Origin of the sequence: Hymenobacter piscis (genome assembly GCF_018760735.1) — a bacterium.
GTDB lineage: Bacteria > Bacteroidota > Bacteroidia > Cytophagales > Hymenobacteraceae > Hymenobacter > Hymenobacter piscis.
Window position 1 is genome coordinate 52,533 of sequence record NZ_JAHHZN010000024.1, and the last position, 8,530, is coordinate 61,062.

Here is an 8,530-nt window from a genome sequence, read left to right on the forward strand (position 1 = left end):
CCACCCACTGCGGCCCGGTTGCCGCCCCGGGTGGTACCTCATCCACTGAAAATGGCCCGGCGCCGACCCAAAGAGGTCCGGTGCCGGGCCATTTTACCTGCTTTTTCTCCTGAAAAAGCCCGCCGTCGCGCCAATCCGGTCCGGCGGCGGGCTTTTTTGGTACCACAACGGGCCATTTTACCCCGCGCGTGGTGTCCGGAACAGGAAAAAGGTGTTCGTCTTCTCCGGAATTGGTGTTCGGAACACCAGTTGGGTAGCAGTTTGGAAGCCGGCGCCTGCTGCCGGGCGGTTAATCGATGCCCACGCGCGTGTACTGGCGCGTACCACCCAGCAGCCGGGCCACATCTTCCAGCTCCTGCCACTGCCGGGCGCGGCGCCCATTGCCCTCCTCATAGTCAATCAGCATCAACGAGTTACTTTGAGATAATTGAGTCCCATGGATGTTGGTATAATCGATGTAGCCCCGCAGCTGCAGCTCGTGGCCGACTACCGTGAGCGTAATACCGAGCGACGGACCGCTGCGGGCGGCTATTACTTCGGTGCTGAGCGTGAGCAGCTCGGGACTGGCGTAGCGAATAGCGTAGCCGCGCTGGGCCAGTAGCTGCCCGGCCCGCTGCCAGAGGGCCTGCCCTTCGTCGGGCAGCGTCAGCACCAGGGTATTATCGAGGCTGACGGGCTTGGGGCGCAGTCCGGCGTTCTGGGCCAGGGCCGGGAGCTTCAGCAGCAGCAGCAGGGTCAGCAGGAAAACAACACGCATAGGGTTGAAAGGTAAAAGTGGAAGGATATAGGTAGCGGGGACCGCACAAAAAACCAGCCAACTCTGCGCCAAAGGCCGCGGATCAGGCTTATCTGCAACCGGCTTTTCACGCAGTGCCTGCCTGGCTGGCCGCGGTCGGCTGCCCAAACCCGCGCCGGGCAGGCACCGCCAGACGATTACCCGGAATCCGGCCGTAATAAACAGACAACCGGCAAGGAAAGGCAGAGGCAGCACGCAAAGATGACAAGTGGGGGACCATACACGACAATGATGATGGTAGCCCGGCGCTTTTTTTTTCCAACTCTCCTATCTTGGCTCCATGCTCCGATTCGTTCCGCTCCTGCTGCTGCTGCTGCTGGCCTGTTCCCAGTCGGCTCCCGAAACCACCCGGCCCGCCGCGCCTTCCGGCCCGCCCGCCATTCCGGTTACCCCCGCCGAAACCGCCCCCGTGCAGGCGGCGGGCGCTTTTCCCGAAACCTTTGAGCAGGCCGAAAAAGGCAGCTACGCTGCCGCCGATGAAACCCTGGGCTCGGGCTCCTGGCGCTTCACGGAAGCCCTCATTGGCAGCTCCGACCAGGACCACAAGAACGGGACCCGCGCCGCCCGCCTGCGGGCCGGGGGCCGCCTCACCATGAACTTCGATGCTCCCGCCGGGGTGCAGCGCATCCGCGTAACCAGCGCCGCCTACGGCCAGGACGCGGCCAGCACCTGGGAACTGTGGGGCAGCCTCGACGGAGGCCGCACCTACCGCCGCATCGGGGCGCCCGTACGTACCCAGGGACCGCGCCTGGTGGTGACCACTTTTGAGGGGGGCAGCCCCGGCCCGCTGCGCCTGGAAATCCGTAAAACCGACGCCGGCTCCGCCCGCCTCAATGTAGATGACGTGGTGCTGGAAACGGCTGCCCGCACCGCCGTAGCTGGCCGCGCCCCGGCTTTTCCGGCTCAGGCATCGGGCCGGCCGGGCACCTCCCCGAGCCAGAACACTAAAAATCCAAGCTCCCAAGCCCCCAAAACCCCAGGCTCCCAACAAGACCCGAACCTCGCCCTGGGCAATCCCAGCGGGGCCACGGCGTCGGTGAACTCCCCGAATAACTACCTGCTCACGCGGCCCCAATACGCGGTGGGCTACAGTGCCCGCCGGGGCACGCCCACCTGGGTGAGCTGGCACCTGGGCGCGGCCTGGCTGGGCAAGGCCCCGCGCCAGGACGATTTCCGGCCCGACCCGGCCCTGCCCCGCCCCTTCTATCAGGTCACGACCCGCTCCTATTCCGGCTCGGGCTTCGACAGGGGCCACAACTGCCCCTCGGCCGACCGCAGCCTCACCCTCGACGACAACTCGGCCACCTTCCTGATGACGAACATGATTCCGCAGGCCGGCAACAACAACCAGCGTACCTGGAGCGGCCTGGAAGAGTGGGGCCGCGGCCAGGTGCGGCAGGGAAAGGAACTCTACGTCATCATGGGTAGCTACGGCCAGGGCGGCACCGGCACGGCGGGCTTCAAAACGACCATCGACGCGGGCCGCGTGACGGTGCCGGCCCGCATCTGGAAAGTGCTTGTAATCCTGCCCGAAGGCACCGACGACCTGCGCCGCATTGCCGCCGGCCAGGCCCGCATCATCGCCGTCGATACGCCCAACGACCAGCAGGTCAGCCCCGACTGGAGCCGCTACCGCGTCAGCATCGACGCCCTGGAAACCGCCACCGGCCTCGACCTGCTCTCGGCCCTGCCCCTGTCGGCCCAGGAAACGCTCGAAGCCCGGGTCGATACCGGCCCGGTTCGGTAGGGGTGGTTGGTTGTTGGTTGTTGGTTGTTGGTTGTTGGTTGTTGGTTGTTGGTTGTTGGTTGTTAGGGAAAGATCTGTCATCCTGACGAAGGAAGGACCTTATCTCGCTGGGCCGAGCCATTGTTATAGCAAGCCTAGGTTACGGGAAGCCCGTTTCCGTCCGCTGGGATAAGGCCCTTTCTTCGTCAGGATGACAGGGCCTTTTCTCATTCCCCGATTCCGGCGCGTACCTTTGCTGGGGCCGGCGCTTCGCATCGGGGCGCGGCCGCTTATTTCCCACCCGTTCAGTCCGGCGCGCGCCGGGCCGGATGGGTCTTTTTTTGACGGGTTACTTCGCCGGATTATGCTGCTGCCACCTCTCCCCTCTCCTGCTGCCCTCCCGTTTCAGCGCCGCACCTACCGGCGGGCGGTGGCGGCCACCTTCCTGCTGCAGGGGCTGTGCTTTTCGAGCTGGGCGGCGCGCATCCCCACGGTGCAGCACCAGCTGGGGCTGTCGGAGGCGGAGCTGGGCGGGGTGCTGCTGGCCGTGCCGGTGGGCTCCCTGGCGTCGCTGCCGCTCACGGGCTGGCTGGTGGCCCGCTTCGGGAGCCGGCGCCTGAGCCTGCTGGGGGTGGTGCTCTACGCGCTGGGGTTGCCGCTGCTGGGGCTGGCCGGTACGGTGCCCCAGCTGCTGGGGGCGCTGGTGCTGTTCGGCCTGGCCAGCAACATGGCCAACATCAGCATCAACACCCAGGCCGTGGGCGTGGAGGGCCTCTACGGGCAGTCGATTATGGCCAGCTTCCACGGTATCTGGAGTCTGGCGGGCTTCGCGGGGGCAGCTCTGGGCACGTTCATGATTGCCCGGGGCGTGGCCCCGCTGCCCCACTTCCTGCTGGTTTCGGGAGGCGTGCTGCTGGGGCTGCTGGCCGCCCGCCCCTTCCTGCTGCCCCAGGATGCGCCCCGTCCCACCGACGCGCCCATCTTCGTGCTGCCCGATAAATCCCTGCTGCTGCTGGGGGTGCTGGCTTTTTGCTCCCTGCTCTGCGAAGGCACCATGTTCGACTGGAGCGGGGTGTATTTCCGCAAGGTGGTGCAGGCCGGGCCGGCCTTCGTGGGCCTGGGCTTCGCGGCCTTCATGGCCATGATGGCGGCCGGCCGCTTCGTGGCCGACTGGTTTACCGACCGGTTTGGGCGGCGGCGCACCCTGGTGCTGAGCGGATTGCTGGAAGCGGCCGGGCTGCTGGTGGCCGTGGTGTGGCCGGGCGTGGTGCCGGCTACGGTGGGCTTCATGCTGGTGGGTCTGGGCGTGTCGGCGGTGGTGCCGCTGGTGTACGGGGCGGCGGGCAAGTCTACCACCATGGCGGCGGGGGTGGCGCTGGCGGCCGTTACCACGGTGGGCTTTGCCGGCTTCCTGCTGGGGCCGCCCCTGATCGGGCTGGTGGCCGGGGCCACCAGCCTGCGCGTGTCCTTCAGCCTGATTGCCCTCATGGGCCTGGCCGTGGCCGCGCTGGGCAGGAGAGTGTAGAAGTCAGAAAGTTTGCAAGTTAGAAAGTTGAGAAGTTAGAAAGTTGCCGGGCTTCCCTACTTCCCCGGCTGACTTTCTAACTTCTCAACTTTCTAACTTGCAAACTCTCTCACCCCAGTTCCCTATGCCGTCCGAGAACATCTACACGCCCCGCCAGCAGTACGTGCTGCTGATTCTGTGTCTGGTCGGCCTCTCGGTGCTGATTCTGGTGGGGCTGGGCAGCTACATCACGGCGTTTCTGGGGGCGGGCGTGCTGTATGTGGTGCTGCGGCCCTGGTTTACGGCCCTGGTGCACCGCCGGGGCTGGCGCCGGCAGCTGGTCACGGCCGGGCTGCTGCTGTTTGCCTTCGTGGTGATTATTCTGCCCTTCACGGCCCTGGTGTTTATGCTCGTCAACCGCATCCGCCTCTACGCCCAGGACACGAGCCAGATTATGGTGGTGCTACATACCATCGAGCAGAAAACCGGCTACCAGTTCACCACCGAGGCCAACGTGCGCGGCCTGGTGCAGCAGGTGGTGAGCTGGCTGAGCACGCGCATTCCGTCCCTGGCCAGCGGGCTGCTGCACTTCACGGTCATCATCGGTCTGATGCTGTTCACGCTTTACTTCATGTACATGGAGGAAGAAGCGTTTCTGCGGGGTCTGCGCCGCTACCTGCCCTTCCGCAGCAACACCCTGCGCGAGCTGGGCGACTCGCTGCGCAACACGGTGAATGCCAACGTGCTCGGCCAGGCCCTGATTGCGTTGGTGCAGGCGTTGCTCACCGCCCTCACCCTCCAGATTTTCGGAGTGTCGGATGCGCTGTTCTGGGGCACGCTTTCCTTTTTCACGGCCTTTATTCCGGTGCTGGGCACCCCGCTGGTGTGGGGGCCGGCCGCCATTCTCAAGCTCACCCAGGGCCATACCGGCGAAGGCGTGGGCATTCTGCTGGTGGGCACCCTGGTCATCATCAACATCGATAACCTGCTGCGCATTGTGCTGGCCCGCCGCATGGGCGACATTCACCCGCTCATCACCCTGGCCGGAGTGGTGCTGGGGGTGGAAATCTTCGGCATTCTGGGCTTGGTGATGGGTCCGTTGCTGCTCTCCTACTTCATCGTCCTGATCACGGTGTTCGAGCGCGAAAACCGCATCCGCCGCCGCACCCAGCGGGAGCCGAACGTTTCCATAGAGGAAGCCCTGACCCCGCCCCCGCTGCCGCCGGTTTAGTCAGACCGGCGCTCCGTTGGCAACGTGCAGGGTAGTGGGCAGCGAATAGGATGCAGCAGGAGCAGCGGCCGGCACAAGGCTTCAGCAAAAAGCCCGCTCCGGAACCGAAGCGGGCTACTTTATAGGGTAACGAGTTGGGGCTTAGGTTTCGGTGAGCACGGTTTTGAAGCCGAGCAGCTGGCCGCCTTCGCCCTCGCCCAGCACCAGCACCGGCACCTGCGGGCCGGTGCCGAAGCGGTAGACCTGGGTGCCGCTCAGTTCCTGCTTGAGGTACATCTGCAGGCTCTTGTAGCGGTTGGCCAGGGCCGGGTCGCCGAGCACGCCCTGATCGGCGGTGTGGTTGCGCAGGAAGTAGGTCAGCTCCTGCTTTTCCACGGCGGTGCCGGCCGGCACGCCGGCCAGCTGGCCGAGGGCGTCGTCGGTGAGGCCACCGGCCGGAGCCGCGAAGCGCACCGGCTCCAGCGCTGCCTCCGATTCGCTGATGAACTGCAGGCCTTTGGTCAGCTCGCGGAGGGGCGCCAGGGCCGGATCAGCGGCAGCCTCCCCCTGCGGGGCATGGGCGGCTTTCACCTCGGGTTCGGAGGCTTCCACTGTTTCGCGGCCGCCTTTGGTGTCGCGGGGGTCAGCGGGCAGAGCGGGTGTGCCGGGCACCACGGTGGGCACCTGGGCCCCGATGGCGGCGGCCAGCTCGTTCATGCGCCGCTCATCCACCTTGATCTTGGGGTTGGCGAAGTTCATGTCGGCCACGTGGTTCATCGGAATCAGGTGGATGTGGGCGTGGGGCACTTCGAGGCCGATAACGGCCACGCCCACCCGCTTGCAGGGTACGGCCGCCTTCACACCCCGGGCCACGCGCTGGGCAAACTGGTGCAAAGCCGCCAGCTCGCTCGGGGGCAAATCGAAGATGTAATCGACTTCGCGCTTCGGAATTACGAGCGTGTGCCCTTCCACCAGCGGCGTAATATCGAGAAAGGCTAGGTGGTGCTCGTCTTCGGCAACCTTGTGAGCGGGCAGCTCACCCGAAACAATGCGGGAGAAAATGGAGGGCATGCGGGGAGGTGGTGAAATGGTGAGATGGTGAGATGGTGAGTTTGACGTTCAACTGGACCTAATGGCGCAGCCGGCCGATACGGTACGGCGGCACATGCGCCGGACGAGGCTGCTGGCTGCCCAAAATACGGGGCTAAACGCAAAAAGGGCGAAGCCATAGCTTCGCCCTTTTTGAATATGATGAGATAGGGAGATGGTGCAATAGTGAGTTTGATGTTTCAAAGGTTCTATTAGCGCTACTAACGCCGCCCAACCGTCAAACTCACCATCTCACCATCTCACCACCTCACCGCTAGCGGCTGATTTCCAGGATCTGGAACTGGAGCTTGCCGGCGGGCACCGTGATTTCGGCCGTGTCGCCGGCCGATTTGCCCAGCAGGCCTTTGCCGATAGGCGACTTCACCGAGATTTTACCGGCGGCCAGATTGGCTTCTTCCTCGGCCACAAGGGTGTAGTCGAGCACCATGTTGTTCTTGAGGTTCTTGAGCTTCACCTTGCTCATGATGAGTACCTTGGTCAGGTCCAGGTTCGACTCGTCGAGCAGGCGGGCGTTGCCCACTATTTCTTCGAGCTTCGAGATTTTCAGCTCCAGCAGACCCTGGGCTTCCTTGGCGGCATCGTACTCCGCGTTTTCGCTCAGGTCGCCCTTGTCCCGGGCTTCGCGCAGGTCCTCGGCGGCCTTGGCCCGGCCCCGGATTTTGAGGTCCTGAAGCTCATCTTTCAGCTTCTGAAGGCCTTCGGGGGTATAGTAGTTGATGGTAGACATGGGAAGGTGATGTAAGCTCAAAAAACAAGGAGAACGGCCAGCGTCGCTGGCCGTTCTCCCCTGGTAGGTTTAGGCAAATATACGAAACGCGGCGGGAAAACGCTGAATGGGGGAATGAGTGAATGTGTGAATGAGCGACTCGGCGAATGCGTGCTGTTATGGCGAGGCCGAAGGCCGAAGCAATTCGTCCGGCACGCAGTTAAAAGCCCTGAGTAAACAGTCAGCTCCTGACGTCAGCAGGAGGAATAAGGCCTTTGGAGCAGCCGCAGATGGATACTTCGTAAGAGACGGATTACTTCCGCTGCGCCTCATAACGACAGCGCAGTTCACTCATTCACCAGCTCACTTATTCCCCGATTCAGCGCCCCAGAAACGCCGCCAGCTTGCGGGCCAGCACGGCGTTGATGCGCTCGTAGCTCTGGAAGCTCCAGCCCCCGATATGGGGCGCAAGCACCACGTTGGGGGCCGCGCGCAGATAATTGAAGCGGGCCTGCTGCTCGGCCGTGAGGGTGGTGAGCTTCTCGTTTTCGAGCACGTCGAGGGCCGCGCCGCGCACCTGGCCGGTTTGCAGCCGCGCCACCAGGGCGGCGTGGTCGAGCACTTCGCCCCGGGCCGTGTTCAGTAGCCAGATGGAATTCGCGAAGCCGGCCAGGAACTCTTCGCTCACGACATGGTGGTTGGCCGCCGAGTAGGGAATATGCAGGCTCAGCACCTCGGAGCGGGCCTGCAACTCGGCCAGGGACACGAGGGTGGCGTAGTCATCGGGTAGCACGGTGGGGTCGTGGTCGTGGACCAGCACGGTGCACCCGAAGGCGCTCAGGCGGCGGGCAAAGGCCCGCCCCATGTGCCCGTAGCCCAGCAGCCCGATAGTTTTGCCCCCGATTTCCTCGCCCCGGTTGGCCTCGCGGTGCCACTGCCCGGCCCGCACTTCGGCATCGGCCCGCGGAATATGCCGGAACAGGGCCAGCAGCAAACCCACCGCGTACTCGCCCACCGCGTCGCGGTTACCCTCGGGGGCGTTGAGCAAAGTCACGCCCGCTTCGGCCAGGGCCGCTTCGTCAATGTTATCGACCCCGGCGCCGGCCCGGCAGACGTAGCGCAGGTGCGGGCCGTGGCGGAGCAGTTCCCGCGTCACGCGCAGCTTGGAGCGCACCACCAGCCCCTCGTAGGGGTGGGCGGCCAGCGCGGCGGGCACGTCGGCCGCCGTCAAATCAGGCCGGTAGTGCAGCGTCAGGCCCAGCGGCTCCAGGTATGCCGGCAGGCTGGGGTGCATGTCGTCGATGACGAGGCAGAGGGACATTTTTGAATTGAAAATGGAGAGTTAAAAGTTTAGGACTTACGCAAACCGGAGTGTGGGCTGAGCCAGCTCGCGGCGCAGGTAGTCGTCGAGCAGTCCTTGCTTGAGTTGGTAGACGGTGGTGTTGGCTTGGTAGGCCAGGTGCTTGAGGCGGGCCCAG

General features: G+C 64.5%; 7 protein-coding genes and 1 pseudogene. 3 read left to right on the plus strand and 5 right to left on the minus strand.

Translation table 11 applies throughout. The features are described from left to right. Positions 1–289: 289 nt before the first annotated feature. Positions 290–757: a hypothetical protein gene (locus KLP40_RS18525; RefSeq protein WP_215595323.1), complete on the minus strand. Its 468-nt coding sequence runs from the start codon at positions 755–757 to the stop codon at positions 290–292. Between the two features lie 319 nt (positions 758–1,076). On the opposite strand from KLP40_RS18525, the gene KLP40_RS18530 reads away from it, so the two are divergent. The 3 genes from KLP40_RS18530 to KLP40_RS18540 all read left to right on the plus strand — a co-directional run bounded on the left by KLP40_RS18530 (position 1,077) and on the right by KLP40_RS18540 (position 5,257). Continuing rightward, positions 1,077–2,543, plus strand: a complete 1,467-nt coding sequence (locus KLP40_RS18530) for a DNA/RNA non-specific endonuclease (RefSeq protein ID WP_246559010.1) — start codon at positions 1,077–1,079, stop codon at positions 2,541–2,543. A 343-nt stretch (positions 2,544–2,886) separates the two neighbouring features. Next, entirely contained in the window at positions 2,887–4,047 is a 1,161-nt protein-coding gene (locus KLP40_RS18535) for an MFS transporter (RefSeq protein WP_215595324.1), read from the plus strand. A 124-nt stretch (positions 4,048–4,171) separates the two neighbouring features. After that, positions 4,172–5,257, plus strand: coding sequence for an AI-2E family transporter (locus KLP40_RS18540; protein WP_215595325.1), 1,086 nt, complete (start codon positions 4,172–4,174; stop codon positions 5,255–5,257). Positions 5,258–5,398: 141 nt separating this feature from the next. Here KLP40_RS18540 and KLP40_RS21585 read toward each other — a convergent pair whose 3' ends face one another. From KLP40_RS21585 to KLP40_RS21725, 4 genes and pseudogenes are all read right to left on the minus strand, one after another. Beyond that, positions 5,399–6,307 carry a nuclease A inhibitor family protein gene (locus KLP40_RS21585; RefSeq protein ID WP_215595326.1) on the minus strand — a complete coding sequence of 303 codons (909 nt, stop codon included), beginning with the start codon at positions 6,305–6,307 and terminating at the stop codon, positions 5,399–5,401. A gap of 292 nt (positions 6,308–6,599) precedes the next feature. Then, entirely contained in the window at positions 6,600–7,073 is a 474-nt protein-coding gene (gene greA, locus KLP40_RS18550; protein WP_215595327.1) for a transcription elongation factor GreA, read from the minus strand. 358 nt (positions 7,074–7,431) lie between these two features. Further along, positions 7,432–8,373, minus strand: coding sequence for an NAD(P)-dependent oxidoreductase (locus tag KLP40_RS18555; RefSeq protein WP_215595328.1), 942 nt, complete (start codon positions 8,371–8,373; stop codon positions 7,432–7,434). A gap of 36 nt (positions 8,374–8,409) precedes the next feature. Then, positions 8,410–8,530 (minus strand): annotated as a pseudogene (locus tag KLP40_RS21725) (IS701 family transposase); the annotation flags it as partial.

Bases quoted from the DNA above. Each gene is read 5' to 3' on its own strand.
- KLP40_RS18525 (WP_215595323.1), bottom strand. From the start codon at position 757: ATGCGTGTTGTTTTCCTGCTGACCCTGCTGCTGCTGCTGAAGCTCCCG.
- KLP40_RS18530 (WP_246559010.1), top strand. From the start codon at position 1,077: ATGCTCCGATTCGTTCCGCTCCTGCTGCTGCTGCTGCTGGCCTGTTCC.
- KLP40_RS18535 (WP_215595324.1), top strand. From the start codon at position 2,887: ATGCTGCTGCCACCTCTCCCCTCTCCTGCTGCCCTCCCGTTTCAGCGC.
- KLP40_RS18540 (WP_215595325.1), top strand. From the start codon at position 4,172: ATGCCGTCCGAGAACATCTACACGCCCCGCCAGCAGTACGTGCTGCTG.
- KLP40_RS21585 (WP_215595326.1), bottom strand. From the start codon at position 6,307: ATGCCCTCCATTTTCTCCCGCATTGTTTCGGGTGAGCTGCCCGCTCAC.
- greA (WP_215595327.1), bottom strand. From the start codon at position 7,073: ATGTCTACCATCAACTACTATACCCCCGAAGGCCTTCAGAAGCTGAAA.
- KLP40_RS18555 (WP_215595328.1), bottom strand. From the start codon at position 8,373: ATGTCCCTCTGCCTCGTCATCGACGACATGCACCCCAGCCTGCCGGCA.